The sequence below is a fragment of the Mycolicibacterium setense genome (assembly GCF_000805385.1).
GTDB lineage: Bacteria > Actinomycetota > Actinomycetes > Mycobacteriales > Mycobacteriaceae > Mycobacterium > Mycobacterium setense.
In genome coordinates, this window is the sequence record NZ_JTJW01000007.1 from 97,389 (window position 1) to 119,066 (window position 21,678).

General features: G+C 68.2%; 18 protein-coding genes. 11 read left to right on the top strand and 7 right to left on the bottom strand.

The window, feature by feature from the left end:
* Window positions 1-20 precede the first annotated feature (20 nt).
* The 6 genes from QQ25_RS17835 to QQ25_RS17860 all read right to left on the bottom strand — a co-directional run bounded on the left by QQ25_RS17835 (window position 21) and on the right by QQ25_RS17860 (window position 4,401).
* Window positions 21-656 (bottom strand): urease accessory protein UreF, encoded by a 636-nt coding sequence (locus QQ25_RS17835; RefSeq protein WP_039380207.1) that lies wholly within the window; start codon window positions 654-656, stop codon window positions 21-23.
* Entirely contained in the window at window positions 657-2,378 is a 1,722-nt protein-coding gene (locus tag QQ25_RS17840; RefSeq protein ID WP_039320926.1) for an urease subunit alpha, read from the bottom strand. It lies immediately after the preceding gene.
* Window positions 2,375-2,689 (bottom strand): urease subunit beta, encoded by a 315-nt coding sequence (locus QQ25_RS17845; RefSeq protein ID WP_039321175.1) that lies wholly within the window; start codon window positions 2,687-2,689, stop codon window positions 2,375-2,377. Before QQ25_RS17845 ends, QQ25_RS17840 begins: the two co-directional genes overlap by 4 nt.
* A gap of 6 nt (window positions 2,690-2,695) precedes the next feature.
* Entirely contained in the window at window positions 2,696-2,998 is a 303-nt protein-coding gene (locus tag QQ25_RS17850; protein WP_039320930.1) for an urease subunit gamma, read from the bottom strand.
* A 74-nt stretch (window positions 2,999-3,072) separates the two neighbouring features.
* Entirely contained in the window at window positions 3,073-3,474 is a 402-nt protein-coding gene (locus QQ25_RS17855; protein ID WP_039320931.1) for a PaaI family thioesterase, read from the bottom strand.
* Window positions 3,475-3,630: 156 nt separating this feature from the next.
* Entirely contained in the window at window positions 3,631-4,401 is a 771-nt protein-coding gene (locus QQ25_RS17860) for a hypothetical protein (protein WP_039320935.1), read from the bottom strand.
* 224 nt (window positions 4,402-4,625) lie between these two features.
* Between QQ25_RS17860 and QQ25_RS17865 the strand changes: the two genes are divergently transcribed.
* The 6 genes from QQ25_RS17865 to QQ25_RS17890 all read left to right on the top strand — a co-directional run bounded on the left by QQ25_RS17865 (window position 4,626) and on the right by QQ25_RS17890 (window position 11,875).
* Window positions 4,626-5,042: a BlaI/MecI/CopY family transcriptional regulator gene (locus QQ25_RS17865; protein ID WP_039320937.1), complete on the top strand. Its 417-nt coding sequence runs from the start codon at window positions 4,626-4,628 to the stop codon at window positions 5,040-5,042.
* Between the two features lie 14 nt (window positions 5,043-5,056).
* Window positions 5,057-6,028 (top strand): M56 family metallopeptidase, encoded by a 972-nt coding sequence (locus QQ25_RS17870; protein ID WP_039320939.1) that lies wholly within the window; start codon window positions 5,057-5,059, stop codon window positions 6,026-6,028.
* 51 nt (window positions 6,029-6,079) lie between these two features.
* Window positions 6,080-7,534, top strand: coding sequence for an NADP-dependent phosphogluconate dehydrogenase (gene gndA, locus QQ25_RS17875; RefSeq protein WP_039380209.1), 1,455 nt, complete (start codon window positions 6,080-6,082; stop codon window positions 7,532-7,534).
* 99 nt (window positions 7,535-7,633) lie between these two features.
* Window positions 7,634-9,097, top strand: a complete 1,464-nt coding sequence (locus QQ25_RS17880; protein ID WP_039320943.1) for a GuaB1 family IMP dehydrogenase-related protein — start codon at window positions 7,634-7,636, stop codon at window positions 9,095-9,097.
* Window positions 9,098-9,369: 272 nt separating this feature from the next.
* The gene (locus QQ25_RS17885; RefSeq protein ID WP_039380211.1) at window positions 9,370-10,737 is read left to right on the top strand and encodes a hemolysin family protein; all 1,368 of its coding nucleotides are present in this window, start codon (window positions 9,370-9,372) and stop codon (window positions 10,735-10,737) included.
* The gene (locus QQ25_RS17890; RefSeq protein WP_039380212.1) at window positions 10,730-11,875 is read left to right on the top strand and encodes a hemolysin family protein; all 1,146 of its coding nucleotides are present in this window, start codon (window positions 10,730-10,732) and stop codon (window positions 11,873-11,875) included. Before QQ25_RS17885 ends, QQ25_RS17890 begins: the two co-directional genes overlap by 8 nt.
* 10 nt (window positions 11,876-11,885) lie before the next feature.
* Here the strand turns inward: QQ25_RS17890 and QQ25_RS17895 are convergent, their stop codons facing one another.
* On the bottom strand, window positions 11,886-12,488 hold the full coding sequence (locus tag QQ25_RS17895; protein ID WP_039380214.1) for a TetR/AcrR family transcriptional regulator: 603 nt from the start codon (window positions 12,486-12,488) through the stop codon (window positions 11,886-11,888).
* A gap of 130 nt (window positions 12,489-12,618) precedes the next feature.
* Between QQ25_RS17895 and QQ25_RS17900 the strand changes: the two genes are divergently transcribed.
* The 5 genes from QQ25_RS17900 (at window position 12,619) to QQ25_RS17920 (ending at window position 21,615) form a co-directional block, all read left to right on the top strand.
* Window positions 12,619-14,910, top strand: coding sequence for a molybdopterin-dependent oxidoreductase (locus tag QQ25_RS17900; RefSeq protein WP_082017588.1), 2,292 nt, complete (start codon window positions 12,619-12,621; stop codon window positions 14,908-14,910).
* The gene (locus QQ25_RS17905; RefSeq protein ID WP_052235898.1) at window positions 14,907-15,980 is read left to right on the top strand and encodes a zinc-binding dehydrogenase; all 1,074 of its coding nucleotides are present in this window, start codon (window positions 14,907-14,909) and stop codon (window positions 15,978-15,980) included. Before QQ25_RS17900 ends, QQ25_RS17905 begins: the two co-directional genes overlap by 4 nt.
* Window positions 15,981-16,043: 63 nt before the next feature.
* Entirely contained in the window at window positions 16,044-16,970 is a 927-nt protein-coding gene (locus QQ25_RS17910; RefSeq protein WP_101906133.1) for a 3-methyladenine DNA glycosylase, read from the top strand.
* A 78-nt stretch (window positions 16,971-17,048) separates the two neighbouring features.
* Window positions 17,049-19,271 carry a malate synthase G gene (locus QQ25_RS17915; RefSeq protein WP_039320952.1) on the top strand — a complete coding sequence of 741 codons (2,223 nt, stop codon included), beginning with the start codon at window positions 17,049-17,051 and terminating at the stop codon, window positions 19,269-19,271.
* A 55-nt stretch (window positions 19,272-19,326) separates the two neighbouring features.
* Window positions 19,327-21,615, top strand: a complete 2,289-nt coding sequence (locus QQ25_RS17920) for a substrate-binding domain-containing protein (protein ID WP_039380216.1) — start codon at window positions 19,327-19,329, stop codon at window positions 21,613-21,615.
* The last annotated feature ends 63 nt before the right edge of the window (window positions 21,616-21,678 follow it).

Genomic DNA, 21,678 nt, shown 5'->3' on the forward strand with positions numbered 1-21,678 from the left:
CGAGTGCGTGACTAACAGATTCAGGAGACGAACAAGGGCCGGTCGCGTTCGGTGTGCCGCTGCGCCAGGACGTCGAGCAAGGGATCGGACAGGTCGGCGGGCCCGGCGGCCGCCTCGGCCGCCACCGCGTCACACAACCCGCACAGCTCGAAGGTCAGCGCCGCGACGTCGGCGGGGTCCAGCGCGAGCAGTCGCTGCGCCGCGGTGGCCGACCCGGTCATGGTGGTGTACACCACCGACAGCGCGGTCTCGGCCGGATCCAGCCCGGCCGCCGCCCCGACCGCACCGGCCGCGACCGGCAGATGCGGCCGAGGTCCGAGCATGTCCCAGTCCCGCTGCGGCCAGACCCGACGGGACAGCCGGACCAGTCCGCGCCCCTGGGCTCGCGAGGCCTCGCGTGCCGCCGGAGCCGGTGTACGGGCGTCGGTTTCGGCGTCAGCACGCTGGGCATCCAACGCCCCGGTCTGCACCGCGACCGCCATCGAAGCGGCAACCAACCCGCTGGTTCGGATCCGCCGCACCAGATATGCGCGCACCGTCGCGACGTCGGTGAGCAGGCCGCTGGTGACCGCCTCCTCCACGCCACCGGAGTGCACGTGCCCGCCGGTCGGCAACCGCGAGTCGGCCAGCGTCAGAAGCGTTGCCAGGCTTCTCATCTAGAACAGGAAATATCGCTGGGCCATGGGCAGCTCGGTTGCGGGCTGTTCCTGCCACACCTGCCCGTCGATCCGAACCGTGAACGTGTCCGGCTCGACCTCGATATGGGGCAGCGCATCGTTGAGCGGCATGCGGGCCTTACCGATCTTTCGAACGTTCTTGACCGCGGCGAGCTTTCGGCGGATGTCGAGCCGATCGGCCAGACCGTCCTCGATCGCCTGCGGCGAGACGAAATGCACCGACGTGGCGGCCGCCGCGGCCGGGGCCGCGCCGAACATCGGGCGAGGCAGCACAGGCTGCGGGGTGGGAATCGACGCATTGGCATCACCCATCGCCGCCCAGGCGATCATGCCGCCCTTGAGCACCGCATGCGGGCGCACCCCGAAGAACGCGGGTTCCCACAGCACCAGATCGGCGAGCTTACCGACCTCGACGGAGCCCACCTCGTCGTCGAGGCCGTGCGCAATGGCCGGGCAGATGGTGTATTTCGCGACATACCGACGGACGCGGTTGTTGTCGGCCGGCCCATCCCCGTCCAGGGCACCACGCCTGCGCTTCATCACGTGCGCGGTCTGCCAGGTTCGCAGCACCACCTCGCCGACCCGGCCCATCGCCTGCGAGTCACTGCCGATCATCGAGATGGCGCCGATGTCGTGCAACAGATCCTCGGCGGCGATCGTCGACGGCCGGATCCGGCTCTCGGCGAAGGCCAGATCCTCGGGCACGCTCGGATTGAGGTGATGACACACCATGAGCATGTCGAGGTGTTCGTCGAGGGTGTTGACCGTGTGCGGACGGGTCGGATTCGTCGAGCTGGGAAGCACATTCGGATGCGAGGCGACCGTGATGATGTCCGGTGCGTGGCCGCCGCCTGCACCCTCTGTGTGATAGGCGTGGATGCCGCGGCCCTTGATGGCGGCCAGGGTGTCCTCGACGAATCCGGCCTCGTTCAGGGTGTCGGTGTGGATGTTGACCTGCACCCCGGCGGCTTCGGCGACCGTGAGGCAGGCATCGATGGCCGCCGGCGTGGTACCCCAGTCCTCGTGCAGCTTGAAACCCGCTGCGCCACCGCGCAACTGCTCCCACATCGCCTCGGAACTGACCGTATTTCCCTTGCCGAGTAGCGCGACGTTCAGCGGCCAGGAGTCCAGAGATTCCAGCATCCTTGCCAGGTGCCAGGCACCCGGTGTGACCGTGGTGGCCTTGCTGCCCTCGGCCGGCCCCGTGCCCCCGGCCACGATCGTGGTGATGCCGCCGCCGATGGCCTCTTCCATGATCTGCGGACAGATCAGGTGCACGTGGCAGTCGATCGCTCCGGCGGTCAGGATGCGACCGTTGCCCGCGATGATCTCGGTCGACGGTCCGACGACCAGGCCGGGGTGCACCCCGGTCATGATGTCGGGATTGCCGGCCTTGCCGATGGCCACGATCCGGCCGTCGCGGATGCCGATGTCGGCCTTGATGATTCCCCAGTGATCGATGATCACCGCGCCGGTGATCACGGTATCGGGTGCGCCGTCGGCGCGGGTCGCCCTCGACTGCCCCATCGACTCACGAAGCACCTTGCCGCCGCCGAACACCGCCTCGTCGCCGGCCAGGCCCGGGCCGCCACTGCGGTCCTCGGTGATCTCGATGAACAGATCGGTGTCGGCCAGCCTGATCCGGTCACCGGTGGTGGGGCCGAACAGCGCCGCATAGCGGGCGCGGGTCAATTCGGTCATGCGGGTCCCAATCGGCCGGGCGGATGCAGACTGATGCCGTGGACCTCACGGGCGCCACCGAGCGGCACCAGTGAGACACGCTGGGCCACACCGGGTTCGAAGCGCACCGCGGTGCCGGCCGGAATGTCGAGCCGATGACCGCGGGCGGCCGTCCGGTCGAAGTCCAGCGCGGCGTTGGCCTGCGGCAGGTGCACGTGGCTGCCGACCTGCACCGGTCGATCACCGGTGTTGACCACATCGAGAATCAGGCGGGGCGCACCGGCATTGAGCGCGATGGCACCGTCGCCGAACACGACCTCACCCGGAATCATCGACATCTAGGCGATCGGGTTGTGGACGGTGACCAGTTTGGTGCCGTCGGGAAAAGTAGCCTCGACCTGTACATCGTGCAGCATCTCGGGCACTCCCTCCATGACCTGTGCGCGGGTCAGCACATCGCGTCCGCTCACCATCAACTCGGCAACCGTGCGGCCGTCGCGAGCGCCTTCGAGCAGGTGATCGGTGATCACCGCGACGGCCTCGGGATGGTTGAGCAGCAAGCCGCGAGCCTGTCTGCGCCGCGCCAGTTCGGCGGCATACGAGATGAGCAGACGGTCCTGCTCATGCGGGGTCAAACGCATAGTGCGCGATATTGCCACGTCGAGCGGGGTTCGGCAGCGCTCGGTGCGCCTGCCCCACCCCGGCGGCCCGTCCGCTACTCGGGGACGTTCTGCAGCCGCACCTGGCCGCGCGCGACGAGCTTGCCGTTGTCGTCGGTGATGGTGATCAGCCACAGCTGCTGGCGCCGGCCTCGGTGAATCGGCTCGGAAACTGCTGTGACAGTGCCGGATCCGATGGCGCGCAGGAAATCGGTGTTGTTGTTGACGCCGACCACCGTGCCGCCGCCGTTCTCCGACAGCCAGATATGGCCGGAAACACTGGCCAGGCTTTCGACGATCGAGCAGTACACGCCGCCGTGCACGATTCCCCAGGGCTGCAGCAGCTTGTCGTGGATCGTCAGCTGCGCGCGGCCGCCGTCGGGAGTGAGCTCGAGATAGGTCAGGCCCAGTTCGGTGTCGAAACCCTTGCCCAGGCCCTCAGGGGAAACAGTGGTCACAATCCTCGTGTCTACACGTCGTACCGCAACAAAGATGCGGGCGGGTCCCGCGTGTAAAACGCGGGACCCGCCCTCGAGCGGACCGGGGGTCTCTGCAGCCCTCAGGACTCCGGCACGGTCCGTTAGCCTCGTATCTACATAATAGGCAAGGCTTCCCTAATTTAACAAGACCTTCCCTGCGCGGCCGCACCCGCGGACCGGGAGACCGAACCCCACCAGGGCGTCGAGCACCGCCTGACCCCGCCGCATGCTCACCACCTCGCTGGACCCGGCCAGCAGCGGCACCTGCGTAGCCGCGCCGACCACGGCCGCCCCCACCATGTGCCACATCGCCGCGACCGACATCGCGCCATCGCTGATCTGCACCAACCGCGCGAACAACGGCTCCAGCGCGCGATGGCTGCGATGGGCGACCCAGGTGGTCAGCGCAGCCTCGCTGGGCAACGCGACGATCCCGTCGTGGGACGCACTGGCGAATCGGGCGGCACGGCCGGAGTAATGGGGATCCTCGGGCAGGCCGCGCAAAGTCGGATCGACGACGCCGACCCAGTCGATCGCACCTTCCGAGTCGACGTGCACCCACAGGTTCTCCAGCCCCGTGTCCCACGCGCGCCCTTCCAGCACCAGCAGCGGCACCACCCTCCCGATCACCACATGGATGAACGTGGCGGCCAACTGCTGGGCGACGGCGGCGGAATTCCCCGTCTCGGCCATCGCGGCGTCGAACATGCCTTGCAATCGATCCGCGGACAACGCCTCGGCCAGCGGCCACCACCGCCGGCGCGACAGGTCGCCCACCACGGCCACGCCGTAGACCCGCGGACACTCGGGATACAGCTCGCGCAGGCGCCGGCTCGATTCGTGCAGCGGCAGCGTGCGCTCGATGGCCATGCCCGCGATCAGCGGGTCTTCGATCAAGACAGTCATGCCACCTCCGAAGGCTCCAGTTTCACTTAGGTTAGCCTTACTATAGTCAGGTGCACGATGAGAGCCACCCCCTGTGACTCGATTCACAACCCACCCCTCATATGGCGCTGACCTTGACCTAGACCGCTGCACAGGGCAGTTCGAGCGCCTTCGCCAAACGCATACGACGCGCGGTAGTAAACCCGTAGTACGCTGGCTTTACTGCTCAGGAGAGTGAACGGAACATGGCCAAATTGACGCGTCTCGGGGACCTTGAGCGCGAGGTGATGGATCACCTGTGGTCCGCACCCGAACCCCAAACAGTGCGCCAAGTCCATGAGGCGCTGGCCGCCCGCCGCGACTTGGCCTACACCACGATCATGACTGTGCTGCAACGGCTGGCGAAGAAGAACCTCGTCGTACAGCACCGGGATGACCGCGCGCACCGCTATGCGCCCACCCACGGGCGTGACGAGCTGGTCGCGGGCCTGATGGTCGACGCCCTCGACCAGGCCGCGGACTCCGGCAGCCGCGAGGCCGCGCTGGTTCATTTCGTCGAGAGGGTCGGTGTCGACGAAGCCCGGGCATTGCGTCGGGCGCTGGCCGAACTGGAGAGCAAGCACCAGCTGCCCCCACCGGCTGGTAATTCGGGCACCGGCTGAGAGAGACTTACAGCGTGTCCGCGCTGGCCTTCACCCTCGTCGCACTGGCCCTCGTCGGACCGGTGCCGGCAGTGCTGGCCCGCGCGGCTTGGCCGTTGCGCGCGCCGCGCGCGGCGATCGTGCTGTGGCAATCGATCGCACTGGCCGCGGTCCTGTCGGCCTTCTCCGCTGGTATCGCGATCGCCAGCCGCCTGTTCGTACCCGGGCCCGATGGCCGGCCGACGGCAACCATCACCAGCGAGATCAAGGCTCTGGGCTGGCCGTTGTGGCTGCTCTACGTCGTGGTGTTCACCTTGACCCTGTTCATCGGCGGCAGGCTCTGCGTCGCCGTGATCCAGGTGGCGGTCGCCACCCGGCGCCGCCGCGCACATCACCGCATGATGGTCGACCTGCTCAGCAAGTCGCGCGACGCGGTGCCCGCCCATCTCTGTACGGCGCACCGCCCGCTCGCCGGCGACGGACTGCGCATCCTCGACGTCGCCCAGCCCCTCGCGTACTGCCTTCCCGGGGTCCGCAGTCGCGTCGTGGTCAGTGAAGGAACCCTGACGACGTTGTCCGACAACGAGGTCGCCGCGATCCTCACCCATGAACGGGCCCATCTGCGCGCCCGTCACGATCTGGTGCTCGAGATGTTCACCGCCGTCCATGCCGCATTCCCACGGTTCGTGCGCAGCGGCAACGCCCTGGACGCAGTCCGGCTGCTGATCGAGCTCCTGGCCGACGACGCCGCGGTACGCACCGCGGGGCCCACTCCCCTGGCCCGCGCCCTGGTGGCCTGCGCGAGCGGCCGCACCCCGTCAGGCGCACTGGCCGCCGGCGGACCGACCACCGTGATCCGGGTGCGACGCCTCGGCGGCAAGCCCAACAGCCTGGCCATGGCGGTCACCGCCTATCTGACCGCGGCCGCCGTTCTGGTGGTACCCACCGTCGCCGTCGCAGTCCCCTGGCTCACCGAGCTTCACCGCCTGTTCGCCGGGCTGGGATAAACCCCTGTCCGACAGGCGTTCTGGTACAACAAAACAACGAAAGGCTGCTGCATGAGCAAGACCAGCACTTCCGGTACGGCGCAGATCGGGGTCACCGGCCTGGCCGTGATGGGCTCCAACCTCGCTCGTAACTTCGCCCACCACGGCTATACCGTTGCGCTGCACAACCGGTCGATCGCCAAAACCGATGCGCTGCTGGCCGAGCACGGTTCCGAGGGCAAGTTCGTGCGTAGCGAGACGATCGCGGAATTCCTTGACGCCCTGGAGAAACCACGTCGGGTGATCATCATGGTCAAGGCCGGCCACCCGACCGATGCCGTGATCAACGAGTTGGCCGACGCCATGGAGCCCGGCGACATCATCATCGACGGCGGCAATGCCCTCTATACCGACACCATCCGCCGCGAGAAGGCGATCCGCGAGCGCGGCCTGCACTTCGTCGGCGCGGGCATCTCCGGTGGCGAGGAAGGCGCGCTCAACGGCCCGTCGATCATGCCCGGCGGCCCCGCCGAGTCCTACAAGAGCCTCGGCCCGCTGCTGGAGGAGATCTCCGCCCACGTCGACGGCGTGCCCTGCTGCACCCACATCGGCCCGGACGGTGCCGGCCACTTCGTGAAGATGGTGCACAACGGCATCGAATATTCCGACATGCAGCTCATCGGCGAGGCCTACCAGTTGCTGCGCGACGGGCTGGGCAAGTCCGCACCCGAGATCGCCGACGTCTTCGCCGAGTGGAACAAGGGTGAGCTGGACAGCTACCTGGTCGAGATCACCGCCGAGGTGCTGCGCCAAGTCGACGCCAAGACCGGCAAACCACTGGTCGACGTGATCGTCGACGAGGCCGAGCAGAAGGGCACCGGGCGCTGGACCGTGAAGTCCGCCCTGGACCTCGGGGTTCCCGTCACCGGCATCGCCGAGGCGGTGTTCGCCCGCGCGCTGTCCGGGTCGGTGGCCCAGCGCAAGGCCACCACGGGCCTGGCGTCCGGCGAGCTGGGCGCCAAGCCCACCGACGCCAAGCAGTTCATCGACGACGTCAGCAAGGCGCTGTACGCCTCCAAGATCATCGCGTACGCCCAGGGGTTCAACCAGATCCAGGCCGGCAGCGCCGAATACGGCTGGGATATCACTCTCGGCGACATGGCGACGATCTGGCGCGGCGGCTGCATCATCCGGGCCAAGTTCCTCAATCGGATCAAAGAGGCCTACGACCAGGACCCACAGTTGGCCACCCTGATCGCCGCGCCGTACTTCCGCAGTGCGGTCGAGGCCGGGATCGACAGCTGGCGCCGGGTCGTCGTGACGGCCACCGAACTGGGCGTCCCGGTCCCGGGCTTCGCGTCGGCGCTGTCGTACTACGACGCGTTGCGCACCGACCGGCTGCCCGCCGCGCTGACACAGGGCCTGCGCGACTTCTTCGGCGCACACACCTACGGGCGCACCGACGCCGAGCCCGAGCAGAAGTTCCACACCCTCTGGAGCGGCGACCACAGCGAAGTTCCCGCCTGATTCTCGACCGCGAGCAGACAGAAAACTGCCCATCTCGTCCCGAGATGAGGCAGTTTTCTGTCTGCTCGGCAGAGGAACCGCGCCACTAGACTCGGTGGCGTGCGATTTCTGAACGGACACACGCCGCCGTATGACCTGACCTACAACGACGTCTTCGTCGTCCCGGGACGGTCCGAGGTCGCGTCGCGGTTCGACGTCGATCTGTCCACCTCCGACGGATCCGGCACCACCATCCCGGTGGTGGTGGCGAACATGACGGCCGTGGCAGGTCGGCGCATGGCCGAGACCATCGCCCGGCGCGGCGGCATCGTGGTGTTGCCGCAGGACCTGCCGAACGGGGTGGTGGCCGACACCGTGCAGTTCGTCAAGAGCCGCGATCTGGTGGTGGACACCCCCGTGACGCTGAGCCCCGACGACTCGGTGTCCGACGCGGCGGCGTTGCTGCACAAGCGTGCCCACGGCGCGGCCGTGGTGGTGGCCGCGGACGAGCGGAGCACATCAGGTGGGGCGGGACGCCCGATCGGACTGGTCACCGAGGCCGGCTGCGTCGGGGTGGACCGATTCGCCCGCATCCGTGACGTCGCGGTGTCAGACTTCGTCACCGCGCCGGTGGGCACCGACCCCAGGAAGGTGTTCGACCTCCTCGAGCACGCACCGATCGATCTCGCGGTGCTCACCGCGGCCGACGGATCCCTGGCCGGTGTGCTGACGCGCACCGCCGCGGTGCGGGCCGGTATCTACACCCCGGCGGTCGACGCCGCCGGACGGCTGCGCATCGCCGCCGCCGTCGGCATCAACGGCGACGTCGCCGCGAAGGCCCGGGCGCTCGCCGAGGCCGGGGTGGACCTCCTGGTCATCGACACCGCCCACGGTCATCAGGTCAAGATGCTCGACGCCATCAAGGCGGTGGCCGCACTCGATCTCGGGCTGCCGCTGGCAGCGGGCAACGTGGTCTCTGCCGAAGGCACCCGCGACCTCATCGAAGCCGGCGCGTCGATCGTCAAGGTCGGCGTGGGCCCCGGCGCGATGTGCACCACCCGGATGATGACGGGCGTGGGCCGGCCGCAATTCTCCGCGGTCGTCGAATGTGCTGCTGCGGCAAAGGAACTCGGTGCCCATGTGTGGGCGGACGGCGGCGTGCGGCACCCTCGTGACGTGGCGCTGGCGCTCGCCGCCGGGGCGTCGAACGTGATGATCGGGTCATGGTTCGCCGGTACCTACGAGTCGCCGGGGGACCTGCTGCACGACCGGGAGGAACGCCCCTACAAGGAGAGCTACGGCATGGCCTCCAAGCGTGCGGTGGCCGCCCGCACCGCCGGGGACAGCCAGTTCGACCGGGCCCGCAAGGCGCTGTTCGAGGAGGGCATCTCGTCATCGCGGATGAGCCTCGACCCGGGCCGTGGCGGTGTCGAGGACCTGCTCGACCACATCACCTCCGGGGTGCGCAGCACCTGCACGTACGTCGGCGCCACCAATCTCGCCGAGCTGCACGAGAACGTGGTGCTGGGCGTGCAGTCGGCGGCCGGCTTCGCCGAGGGCCATCCGCTTCCGACCGGCTGGTGACGTTTCGGCGCTCGCGTCTGCCGCCGATTCCCCACCACGATCGCGATAGTATTGGGGCTCTGCGTATACCGAGTGGACGGTCGCACGTCACCCGGTCGCCCGCACTGTGTCAGATCGAACGAAAGGGTTCACGTGCCGCAGGCACCCACCGAGGCCTCCGGTTCTGAACCGGCCTTCGGGGTGGAACAACAGTCACAGCTGAGCGCCGAAGCTGACGACCCCTCTCCTAGTCGGCCGGGCTCCGGGCCCGGCGCAACCCTGGTGAGGCTCTGATGGGCAGCTCGACGGGTGTGGTTTTCTCCCTGCTGTCGATCCTGGCGATCGTCCTGCTCACCTTCGGCACCGCGGTGTTCGTGGCCGCCGAGTTCTCCCTGACCGCGCTTGAGCGCAGCACCGTCGAGGCCAACGCCCGCACCGGCGACCGCCGCGACCAACTGGTCCGTCGCGCACACCGCACCCTGTCCTTTCAGTTGTCCGGGGCCCAGGTCGGCATCTCGATCACCACACTGGCCACCGGTTACCTCGCCGAGCCCGTCGTCGGCGAACTGATCCGGCCCGGCCTGGACGCTCTCGGTATCCCCGCCAAGTTCGCCGGTGGTTTGTCCCTGTTCCTCGCGGTGCTCATCGCGACGTCGCTGTCGATGGTGTTCGGCGAGCTCGTCCCCAAGAACCTGGCGGTGGCCCGTCCGGTACCGACGGCCCGCGCTGCCGCACCCTTCCAGTTGCTGTTCTCGATGCTGTTCACCCCGGTCATCCGGCTGACCAACGGCACCGCCAACTGGATCCTGCGCCGGCTGGGCATCGAGCCGGCCGAGGAACTGCGGTCGGCACGCTCGGCGCAGGAGCTCGCATCGCTGGTGCGCAACTCCGCCCGCAGCGGATCGCTCGACGCGTCGACCGCGTTGTTGGTGCACCGCTCGCTGCAGTTCGGTGAGCGCACCGCCGAAGAGCTGATGACCCCGCGCTCCAAGATCGAGGTGCTCGACGCAGGCGATTCGGTCGCCGACCTGATGTCTGCCGCGATCCGCACCGGCTACTCCCGCTTCCCGATCGTCGAGGGCGACCTCGACGAGACCATCGGCGTCGTGCACATCAAGCAGGTGTTCTCGATTCCGCGCGAGGACCGGGGCCGGACCCGGCTGGCCGCGCTCGCGCTGCCGGTCGCGACCGTGCCCTCCACCCTCGACGGCGACGCCGTGATGACCCAGATCCGCGCCAACGGGTTGCAGACGGCGCTCGTCGTGGACGAATACGGCGGCACCGCAGGCATGGTGACAGTGGAGGATCTGATCGAGGAGATCGTCGGCGACGTGCGCGACGAGCACGACGACGCCACCCCCGACGTGGTGCCGGCCGGGGCCGGCTGGCAGGTGTCCGGGCTGCTGCGCATCGACGAGGTGGCAGCGGGCACCGGTTTCCGCGCCGCCGAAGGCGAATACGAGACCATCGGTGGACTCGTCATGCAGGAGCTCGGCCACATACCGGAGAACGGCGAATCCGTGGAGCTGGCCGCTTTCGATCCCGACGGAGACCCCGACAAGCCGGTGCGCTGGCTGGCCACCGTGGTGCGCATGGACGGCCGGCGGATCGACCTGCTCAAGCTGACCAGCCTCGGCCACCGGGAGAGCAACCATGGGTGACATTCTCGGTGTGCTGTTGACCGTGCTGCTGCTCGCGGCCAACGCATTCTTCGTGGCCGCAGAGTTCTCGCTGATCTCGGCTCGCCGGGACCGGCTGCAGGCCTTGGCCGAACAGGGCAAACGCAGCGCCGTCACCGTCATCCGGGCCGGTGAGCATCTGTCGCTGATGCTGGCCGGTTCCCAGCTGGGCATCACGATCTGCTCGATCCTGCTGGGTCGGGTCGGCGAGCCCGCCGTCGCGCATCTGTTGGAGAAGCCGTTCGCATTGGTCGGCGTTTCCGACACCGTGCTGCACACGGTCTCGTTCTTCGTCGCGCTGGCCATCGTGGTGATCCTGCACGTACTGCTCGGCGAGATGGTGCCGAAGAACATCGCCATCGCGGGCCCCGAGACGGCCGCGATGCTGCTGGTCCCGCCGTACCTGCTGTACATCCGGGCGGCGCGGCCGTTCATCGCGTTTTACAACTGGTGTGCCAATGCGACCCTGCGAGCGTTCCGTGTCGAACCGAAGGACGAGCTGCAATCCGCCGTGTCCACCGTCGAGTTGTCGGAGATGATCGCGGAGTCGGTGTCAGAAGGGCTGCTCGACACGGAGGAGCACGGGCGGCTCACCCGGGCCCTGCAGACCCGCAGCCGCACGGTCAGCGATGTGGCGATGCCGTTGAGCGAGATTCACGCCATCCCGGTCGCCGCCGAAGGCAGTGGTCCGACCGTCGGGGCCGTCGAGCGGGCCCTCACCGAGACCGGCTATTCGCGCTTCCCCGTGACCGACACGTCGGGAGCCGTGGTCGGGTATCTGCACATCAAGGATGTGCTGCCGCACATCAACGATCCCGACGCGGTGCTCGCCGCGACGATGGTGCGTCCGCTGCCTCGCGTCTCTGCGTCGACGCCGTTGCCGGATGCGCTGTCACTGATGCGGCGGAGTAACAGTCACCTCGCCCTGGTGGTCGCCGATGAGCGCTCGCGCGAAGAGCATGACCGGCGTGAGCGCTCGCGCGAAGAGCATGACCGGCGTGAGCGCTCGGCCGACGAGCACGGTGACGATACGCACGACACGGTCACCGCGATGGTCGCGTTGGAGGACCTGGTCGAAGATCTGGTCGGAACGGTGCGCGACGACACGCACCGCATCTGAGCCGTACGGGCTATCGCTCGAGCACTCCGCGCAAGATCAGGCCCGCCAGGTCGGCGGCTGCGCGGTCGACGTCCTGCTCGTCGATACCGCGCACGCACACCGCGTACATGGCGGCCCCGCCGATCGCGTCCATGATGGTGTCGACGTCGACCTGCGCGCGCACCCTTCCCTGCGAGGCGGCCTCCCCCACGAGTGACGCGAGCTGGGTGCGCGCTGCGGCGTCGAGCCGTTCGGTCATCAGCCTGCGGACGTCAGGGTCGGCGCGCAGGTCGGTCAGCAATCCCGGAATCGATTCGCGCACAGCCGCATCGCAGAACATCAGAAATGCGCCACGGCACAGCCGGGTGATCTCGGCGACGATGTCGTCGCTCGGTGCGGCAGGGTCCAGGTCCGGGAAGACCGCTTCATGGACCAACTGCGCCTTGGACTTCCACCTGCGGTAGATGGTTGGCCGGCTGACCCCGGCCGTGCTGGCGATCAGGTCGATGGACGTCGCCGCATACCCGCGCTGCACCAACAGCCGGCGGGTGGTGGACAGCACCGCCTCGTCGATCGACGGGTCCGGACGTGAGCCCTGACGCCGATGACGGGTGCCGGCCGAACGCGACTCCACGTTGTCTCCTCACATCGCCGGGCGGGTCAGCCGAGTTTGGCACACCCCGGCAGCAGGGAGTTCACGCTGCACCGCCCGGCTATTGCCATGGTGCCACATTTGTTGTTACATCATGTAACGACAAAATCTCATGAGAGGTGCGAACGCCTTGGGATCACAGCTTCCGCTCGCGGCGCGCGGACTCGACGGCCGCCATCTGCACAGCTGCCCGTTGTGTGAAGCCATGTGCGGCTTGGAGATTCACGTCAACGGCGGCCGCGTCACCCGCATCGCGGGTAACCCGGAGGATGCGTGGAGCCGCGGTCACATCTGCCCCAAGGGCGCGTCCCTGGGCGCCCTGCACGAGGACCCGGATCGGATCCGGCGCCCGATGATCAAGACCGACGGAACCTGGCGCGAGGTGAGCTGGGACGAAGCGTTTCGCCGTTGCACCGAGCTACTGGCCCCCGTCATCGATGAGTACGGCATCGGTGCCGTCACCGCCTACACGGGAAACCCACTGGGACATACATTTTCGCTGAGTCGCTATGCCGGGGTGCTGATGGGGATGTCGGGGATACCGTCCACCTATTCGCCGGGAACCATCGATCAGTGGCCGAAGAACCTGTCGTCACACCTGATGTACGGCAGCTGGTGGAGCTTCCCGATCCCCGATCTCGAGCGCACCGACATGTTCGTCATCATGGGCGCCAACCCCGCTGCCTCCCAGGGGTCGATGATGTCGGCTCCCAATGTCATCGGCCTGATCGACGAGATCAGCAAGCGCGGCAAGGTGATCGTGGTCGACCCGGTCCGGACCGCGACCGCCGCCCGGGCCGACGAATGGCTGCCGATCACGCCGGGAACCGACGCTGCGCTGCTCATGGCGGTGACACACGTGCTGCTCGACGAGGATCTGGTCCGCACCGGCCACCTCGCACCCCACCTCGACGGGATGGATCGGCTGCGCGTCCTCGCCCGGGACTGGTCTCCCGAGCGCGTTGCCGGCGCGTGCGGAATCGACGCGGGCCGCATCCGGGAACTGGCGCGCGAACTCGCCGCCGCGCCACGGGCCGTGGTCTACGGCCGAATCGGGTTGTGCAATCAGGAATTCGGCAGCCTCGCCAGCTGGCTGGTGGACGTGGTGAACATCCTCACCGGACACTTCGACACGCCCGGCGGCGCGATGTTCCCGCGCCCGGCGGTCTGGACCCTGACCACCGAGACCCTGCCCGGGCTTGAGGACGGCGCGGCCGCGTTCGGGCGCTGGCACACCAGGGTGCGTGGAGCGAAGGAAGTCCTCGGCCAGGCCCCGGTCTCCTGCCTCGCCGAGGAGATCGCGACCCCCGGGACGGGCCAGATCAAGGCACTGATCACCGTCGCGGGCAATCCGGTGCTCTCCACCCCGGGCGGACACAAGCTCGACGACGTGCTGCCAGACCTCGAAGCGATGATCTCGGTGGACATCTTCCTCAACGAGACGACACGGCACGCCGACGTCATCCTGCCCGGCCTCTCACCTTTGGAGCAGCCACACCACGACGATCTGTTGCTGGGCTTCGCGATCAACAGTTTCGCGAACTACTCGCCGCCGGTGTTCTTTCCCGAGGATCCCGATCGGCCCGAGGAGTGGGAAATCCTCATCCGGCTCACCGGGCTGTGCACCGGCACCCCGGCCGAGGACGTCGACGTCGCCGCGATCGACGACGGATTCTTCGACTACATGGCGTTCACGCGGGGGCTCGACGGCGCTGCCCTGCGCGAGCGATACGACCGGGGCGGGCCGGAACGGATGCTCGACCTGACCCTGCGCACGGGCCCGTTCGGCGATCGGTACGGCGAGAACCCCGACGGGGTGACCCTGGAGACGCTCAAGGAGCAGCCGAACGGCATCAACTTCGGGCCCATGGTGCCGCGGATCGCCGAAGTACTCCGGACTGCCGACGCCAAGATCCGCCTCGCGCCGGACTATCTGACCGACGATCTGCCACGGCTCGCGGCACGCATCGCCCGCCCTGCCGACGATCTGGTGCTGGTCAGCCGCAGGCATCTGCGGTCAAACAACTCGTGGCTACACAACACGCCGCCGCTCATGAAGGGCAAGAGCCGCTGCACGTTGCTGATCCACCCCGCCGATGCCGAGCGCCGCGGCGTCCTCAGCGGCGACCTGGTGACCGTCACGTCCGCGGCGGGCAGCGTCGACGTCCCCGCCGAGGTCACCGACGACATCAGACCGGGCGTCGTGTCGATGCCGCACGGCTGGGGCCACGCCAAGGCCGGCACCCGGCTGCGGGTCGCCAACGCCTCCCCGGGCGTGAACACCAACATCCTGTCGCCACCGACCTTCGTCGACGAACCCTCCGGCAACGGCGCACTCAACGGCATCCCGGTGACCGTCGGCGCGGCGACCCCCCTTCACCACCATGAAATGGAGAATCAGTGAACAATACTGCGGCCAAGGCGATTTCGGCTGAAGCGTGGGTGGCGACCGCCCTCGGCGATCCGGCCAAGGTGCTCGAACGCCAAACCGTCGAGGTGCGCGCGCCCGGGCCGGGCGAGGTGCGCGTCGCGGTCCGCGCGTTCTGCCTCAACTTCAACGACATCGACATCATTCAGGGCCGGTACACCACCATGCCCCTGCAGCCGCCGTTCATCCCCGGCATGGAGGCCGTCGGCGTGGTCGAGAGCGCGGGTCTCGGCGCCGAGCACATGGTGGGCCGGCGCATCGTGGGTATCCCGTCGATGGCGTTCGGCGGATACGCCTCCTACGCCATCGTCGACGCCGCGACCGCCCTGGATCTGCCCGATTGGATCAGCGACACCGACGGCGCCGCCCTGCACTACCCGTTCCACCTGGGCTGGTTCGCGCTGCACGAGCGGGGCCGGCTCAAGGCCGGCGAGACTCTGCTGGTGCATGCGGCGGCCGGCGGAACCGGCTCGGGCGCCCTGGTGCTCGGCAAGGCTCTCGGCGCGCGCGTGATCGCCACCGCGGGAAGCGACGAAAAGGTCGAGTTCTGCCGCCGGCTCGGTGCCGACCATGCCATCAACTACCGCAACAGCGACTGGGTCGAGCAGGTCATGGACCTCACCTACGGTCGCGGGGTCGATGTCGCATTCGACGCGGTGGGCGGCAGCGTCACCACCGACACCTTCCGCTGCATGGGCCTGCACGGGCGGCACCTGATGGCCGGTTTCGCCGAGGACATCGCATTGGAGGACGGCGACTACCTCTCACCCCGGCCCATCGCCTACGGCAACTTCGACGTGTGCGGCGTATGTCTGGTCTACGTGACCGACCCGCTCGCGGTCCGCCGCACCCTCGGATTCAACTGGCCCGCCCGTTCCGAGGGCCTCGACGCCCACGCCAGGCTGCTCGAAATGTTGCGGACGGGCGCGATCCACACCGTCGTCGGCGCCGAGGTGGCCTGGTCTGAGCTACCCGCGCAACTGGAGCGGATGCAGGCCCGGCAGACCACGGGCCGGTTGGTGGTCACCACCGGCGCACACGGCTGAGCCCCGCCAGGCCACCGGTAGGCTCGAGCCGCACGCGGCGGTGGGCCATCTGGTGGAGGAGACATGGAAGGACGCGCTGGATCTGACGCGGCCGGCCTGACCCTGCCGGGTGTCGCCGAAGCCGACGAGGTGTTGGCGGCCCCGGACTGGGCGGCCCGGGCGGAATCACACCAGCGCCGCGCCGACGAGTTCCTCACACCGCACCTGCGGCGGCAACACGCCGGTGAACCGCATCCGGTGTGGGATTTTCTCTTCACCTATTACAGCCTGCGTCCCCGGCAGTTGCGGCGTTGGCATCCGGGCTTCGGGGTGGTGCTCGCCGGCGAGGGTGCCCGCGGGTACCTGCAGCGCACCGGGTACGGCCCGCATCCCGACGGCGTCACGGTCCGGGACGATTACCTGCTGTCCCGTGTCGAGACGGTCCGGTTCGTCGCACGGTTGATGCGCGCGACCGCGACGCGCGCACCCCGGATGAACTGCTTCGGTCTCCATGAATGGGCCATGGTCTACCGGGCCCCCCAGCTACGGCACGGCCAGGTTCCGCTGCGCCTCGGCGCCGCCGGTACCGATGCGGTTGTCGAGTCAATGCCGTTGCGGTGCACCCACTTCGACGCGTTCCGCTTTTTCACCGACGCCGCGGTCGGCCGCAACGACCGACACCTGAGCCGCGACCAACAGGCCGACGCCGAGCAGCCCGGCTGCATCCACGCCGCCATGGATACCTACAAGTGGGCCTACAAATTGGGCCCACTGGTGCCGTCGGAGTTGGTGATGGACGCACTCGAACTCGCGGCCGACGCGCGGGCGCTCGATATGTGTGCCAGCCCATACGACTTGACGCAGTATGGTTTCCAGCCGATCGCCATCGAAACACCGGCCGGGCGTGCCGAATACGTCAGGGCCCAACAGCGCATCGCCGAGCGGGCGGCTCCGTTGCGGGTCACCCTGGCAAACCGGTGTGAGCTGTTGCTCACCAGGCTGGACGGCTGAAAGGCCGACGTTACCAATGGGTAAGCTGGATAAACGGCAGGCATCGCACGGTGCCTGGAGCCGAGGGAGGAAACGCGCATGACCAACCGCGTGACTGTCGGAAACCTGCGTGTCGCGCAGGTGCTGCACGACTTCATCACGAACGAGGCACTGCCGGGCACGGGCGTCGACCCGGACAGCTTCTGGTCCGGCGTGGACAAGGTCGTCGCCGACCTCACCCCGAAGAACCAGGAACTGCTGGCCCGCCGCGACGATCTGCAGGCACAGATCGACAAATGGCACCGCGCGCATGTGCTGGAGCCGGTCGACCCCGACGCGTACAAGCAGTTCCTCACCGATATCGGCTACCTGCTGCCCGAGCCGGCTGACTTCACCGTCACCACCTCCGGCGTGGACGACGAGATCACCTCGACCGCCGGCCCCCAGCTCGTCGTGCCGATCCTCAACGCCCGATTCGCCCTCAATGCGGCCAACGCCCGGTGGGGCTCGTTGTACGACGCGCTGTATGGCACCGACGTCATCAGCGAGGAAGACGGCGCGGAGAAGGGGTCCGGCTACAACCAGATCCGCGGCGACAAGGTGATCGCCTACGCGCGCAACTTCCTGGACGAGGCCGCGCCGCTGGCGGCCGGCTCCTGGAGCGACGCCACGGGACTCAAGATCGTCCAAGAAGACGGGGCCGGCCAGTTGCTGGTGACCTACGGTGACGACCTCAGTACCGGCCTGGCCACGCCCGAACAATTCGTCGGCTACACCGGTGAGCTGGGCCGGCCCCAGTGGTCGGTGCTGCTGCGCAACCACGGTCTGCACATCGAGATCCTCATCGACCCCGACTCCCCCGTCGGATCCACCGACGCCGCAGGCATCAAGGACGTCGTCCTGGAATCCGCGATCACCACGATCATGGACTTCGAGGACTCCGTGGCCGCCGTCGACGCCGACGACAAGGTGCTCGGCTACCGCAACTGGCTGGGCCTGAACCGCGGCGATCTGTCGGAGGAAGTCGCCAAGGGTGGCAAGACCTTCACCCGTGTGCTCAACCCCGACCGGACTTTCACCACCCCGGACGGTGAGGGCGAGCTGACCCTGCCCGGACGCAGCCTGCTGTTCGTCCGCAACGTCGGACACCTGATGACCAACGACGCCATCGTCGACGCCGACGGGAACGAGATCCCCGAAGGCATCCAGGACGCGCTGTTCACGGGCCTGATCGCCATGCACGGGTTGAAGGATGCCGCCGACAATGACGGCGCGAATGGTCCGCTGAAGAACAGCCGCACCGGGTCGGTCTACATCGTCAAGCCCAAGATGCACGGCCCCGACGAGGTCGCCTTCACCTGCGAGCTGTTCGGGCGCGTCGAGGACGTCCTCGGCCTGCCGGGCGGCACCCTCAAGGTCGGCATCATGGACGAGGAACGCCGCACCACGGTCAACCTCAAGGCCTGCATCAAGGCTGCCGCCGACCGCGTGGTGTTCATCAACACCGGTTTCCTGGACCGCACCGGCGACGAGATCCACACCTCGATGGAGGCCGGGCCGATGATCCGCAAGGGCGCCATGAAGGCCCAGCCGTGGATCAAGGCCTACGAGGACAACAACGTCGACGTCGGCCTGGCCACCGGCCTGGCCGGTAAGGCCCAGATCGGCAAGGGCATGTGGGCCATGACCGACCTGATGGCCGACATGGTCGAGCAGAAGATCGGCCAGCCGAAGGCCGGCGCCACCACTGCGTGGGTGCCATCGCCGACCGCGGCCACCCTGCACGCGATGCACTACCACCAGGTGGACGTCGAGGCCGTGCAGAAGGAACTGGCCGGCAAGACACGCAGCACCATCGAAGAACTGCTGACGATCCCCCTCGCGGATTCCTCCCTGACGTGGTCGCCGGAGGAGATCCACGAAGAGGTGGACAACAACTGCCAGTCGATCCTGGGCTACGTGGTCCGCTGGATCGACGCCGGTGTCGGCTGCTCGAAGGTGCCCGACATCCACAATGTCGCGCTCATGGAGGATCGCGCCACCCTGCGGATCTCCAGCCAGCTGCTGGCCAACTGGCTGCGTCACGGCGTCATCACCGAAGAGGACGTCAAGGCCAGCCTGCGCCGGATGGCCGCCGTGGTCGACGAGCAGAATGCCGGCGACGCCGACTACCTGGCGATGGCCCCCGACCCGGAGGCCAGCATCGCGTTCGCCGCGGCACAGGAGTTGATCCTGTCCGGGGCCCAGCAGCCCAACGGCTACACCGAGCCGATCCTGCACCGGCGCCGCCGCGAGTTCAAAGCGAGCACCGCCGGGAAGTGATTAGACTTCGGCGGGTCCGGATGACTAGTCGGCGCGAGACGTACAGGGGTTAGGAATGGGCAGGCACAGCATTCCCGACCCTGAGGATGCACCCGACGAGCCGCACGTCGGCGAGCCCGGGTTCTCCGATGACTATGAGCCCGATTATGAGCCGCCCCGCCGCGAGCAGTCTCGGCATGCCGGAGACGATTTCGGGGCGCCCGGGCATCAGGCCGACCGCGGTTACCGGGATGCACCCGCCTACCGCGACGAGCCCGGTGACCGGGGGTACCGGGCCGAGCCCGATTACCGCACGCCGCCGCCGTACGTAGACGGTGACGACGACTACGAATCGGACTATCGCGATTCGGAGTATGCCGACTACGACGAGGCGGACTACGTCGAGGACGCCGGTTACGACGACGAGTACATCGACGGATACCGCGGCAAGTACGCCGATGCCGACGACGACTATGCGCCGCAATACTCGGCCGAGTTTTCCGACGCCGAGTACGCGGACGACGACTACGCCGACGACCAGCCGACCGCGCAGTTCGGTGCCGTCTCCGAACCGCCACCGCCGTCCACCCCGTCGAGTCGCCAGCACGGCGGCGACTGGGACGGCGGTGAGTGGACCGGCAGCCATCGGGCTGTCGAATCCGGGCGGCGCGGTGTCAGCGTCGGCGTGATCGTCGCCCTCGTCACTGTGGTGGCCGTGGTCGGCGCGATGATTCTGTGGAAGTTCTTCGGTGACGCCCTCGCCGGCCGCAGCGATGCGGCGGCCGCGCGCTGCGTGGACGGCGAACTCGGTGTCGCCGTCATTGCCGACCCCACCATCTCGACGCACATCGAAGGGCTCGCCAACGCCTACAACGAGTCGGTCAGCCCCGTCGGTGATCGCTGCGTCAAGGTCCGCGTGCAGTCCGCCGAATCCGACCGCGTGGTCAGCGGTTTCGCCAACGCGTGGCCCAAGGAACTCGGCGACCGTCCTGCACTGTGGATTCCGGCCAGCAGCATCGCCGAGGCGCGACTGGAGGCGACCGCCGGCGCCAAGACCGTCAGCGACAGCCGCTCCCTGGTCACCTCACCGGTTCTGCTCGCGGTCCGTCCGCAGCTCAAGAACGGACTGGCACAACAGACCTGGGCCGCCCTGCCGCAGCTGCAAAGCAGCCCGGCCGCGATGAACGCACTCAAGCTACCGGGTTGGGGCACACTGAAACTCGCGCTGCCGACTCACAGCAACGGCGACGCCGCCTCGCTGGCCGCCGAGGCCGTGGCCGCGGCGTCCGCTCCCGCGGGCGCACCGGCGACCTCGGGTATGAGCGGTGTCAACAGCCTGCTGCACGGGCAGCCCAAGCTCGACGACGCCGAGTTGGGAACCGCCCTGGACGCGTTGCTCAACGCCTCCGATCCGGCGACCGCGCCGGTACACGCGGTGGCCACCACCGAACAGCAGGTCTTCCAGCGGGGCACCGCGCTCGACGACGCCAAGTCCTCACTGGCTGGCTGGGTACCGCCCGGCCCGACGGCCACGGCCGACTATCCGACGGTCCTGCTGGCCGGAGACTGGCTGGAGAAGGAGCAGGTAACCGCGGCCAGCGAGTTCGCCCGCTACCTGCGCAAACCTGAGCAGCTCGCCGAGCTCGCGAAGGCCGGTTTCCGGGCAGAGGGAACCACACCTCCGTCCAGCGACGTGACCGATTTCGGGCAGCTGGCGGCCCCGTTGTCGATCGGTGACAACTCCATGCGGGTGACGCTGGCCAACGCAACGGCCGCGCCGACGGGAAGCCCCGCGGTCACGATCATGCTCGACCAGTCGATGCCGACCGAGGAGGGCGGCAAATCCCGGCTGGCCAACGTGGTGGCCGCACTCAACGGCCGGCTCAAGGCGCTGCCGGACACCGCCGCGGTCGGCCTGTGGACCTTCGACGGCACCGAGGGCCGGTCGGAAGTATCGACGGGGCCGCTGGCCGAGCCGGTGAGCGGTCAGCGCCGCTCCGAGGCCTTGACCTCGACGCTGGACGAGCAGTCCGCTTCCGGTGGCGGCGCGGTGTCCTTCACCACCCTTCGCATGCTCTACAACGAGGCACTGTCGAAATACCGTGAGGGCCAGACCAATTCAATACTGGTGATCACCACCGGACCGCACACCGACCAGAGCCTGGACGGAGCCGGCCTGCAGGACTTCATCCGCGGCGCATACGATCCAGCCCGGCCGATCGCGGTCAATGTGATCGATTTCGGCACCGGCTCGGACCGGGCCACCTGGGAAGCGGTCGCGCAGGCGAGTAGCGGCACCTACCAACACCTCTCGAGCTCCACTTCGCCCGACCTGACCACCGCCGTCAACACCATGCTGGGCTAGACGCGCCGCCTTCTATCCCAGGGCGGCGGGAAGCGATCGCCCGCAGCCCCGGGGTGGAAAACG

Bases quoted from the DNA above. Each gene is read 5' to 3' on its own strand.
- QQ25_RS17835 (WP_039380207.1), bottom strand. From the start codon at position 656: ATGAGAAGCCTGGCAACGCTTCTGACGCTGGCCGACTCGCGGTTGCCG.
- QQ25_RS17840 (WP_039320926.1), bottom strand. From the start codon at position 2,378: ATGACCGAATTGACCCGCGCCCGCTATGCGGCGCTGTTCGGCCCCACC.
- QQ25_RS17845 (WP_039321175.1), bottom strand. From the start codon at position 2,689: ATGATTCCGGGTGAGGTCGTGTTCGGCGACGGTGCCATCGCGCTCAAT.
- QQ25_RS17850 (WP_039320930.1), bottom strand. From the start codon at position 2,998: ATGCGTTTGACCCCGCATGAGCAGGACCGTCTGCTCATCTCGTATGCC.
- QQ25_RS17860 (WP_039320935.1), bottom strand. From the start codon at position 4,401: ATGACTGTCTTGATCGAAGACCCGCTGATCGCGGGCATGGCCATCGAG.
- QQ25_RS17865 (WP_039320937.1), top strand. From the start codon at position 4,626: ATGGCCAAATTGACGCGTCTCGGGGACCTTGAGCGCGAGGTGATGGAT.
- gndA (WP_039380209.1), top strand. From the start codon at position 6,080: ATGAGCAAGACCAGCACTTCCGGTACGGCGCAGATCGGGGTCACCGGC.
- QQ25_RS17885 (WP_039380211.1), top strand. From the start codon at position 9,370: ATGGGCAGCTCGACGGGTGTGGTTTTCTCCCTGCTGTCGATCCTGGCG.
- QQ25_RS17890 (WP_039380212.1), top strand. From the start codon at position 10,730: ATGGGTGACATTCTCGGTGTGCTGTTGACCGTGCTGCTGCTCGCGGCC.
- QQ25_RS17900 (WP_082017588.1), top strand. From the start codon at position 12,619: ATGAGAGGTGCGAACGCCTTGGGATCACAGCTTCCGCTCGCGGCGCGC.
- QQ25_RS17910 (WP_101906133.1), top strand. From the start codon at position 16,044: ATGGAAGGACGCGCTGGATCTGACGCGGCCGGCCTGACCCTGCCGGGT.
- QQ25_RS17915 (WP_039320952.1), top strand. From the start codon at position 17,049: ATGACCAACCGCGTGACTGTCGGAAACCTGCGTGTCGCGCAGGTGCTG.
- QQ25_RS17920 (WP_039380216.1), top strand. From the start codon at position 19,327: ATGGGCAGGCACAGCATTCCCGACCCTGAGGATGCACCCGACGAGCCG.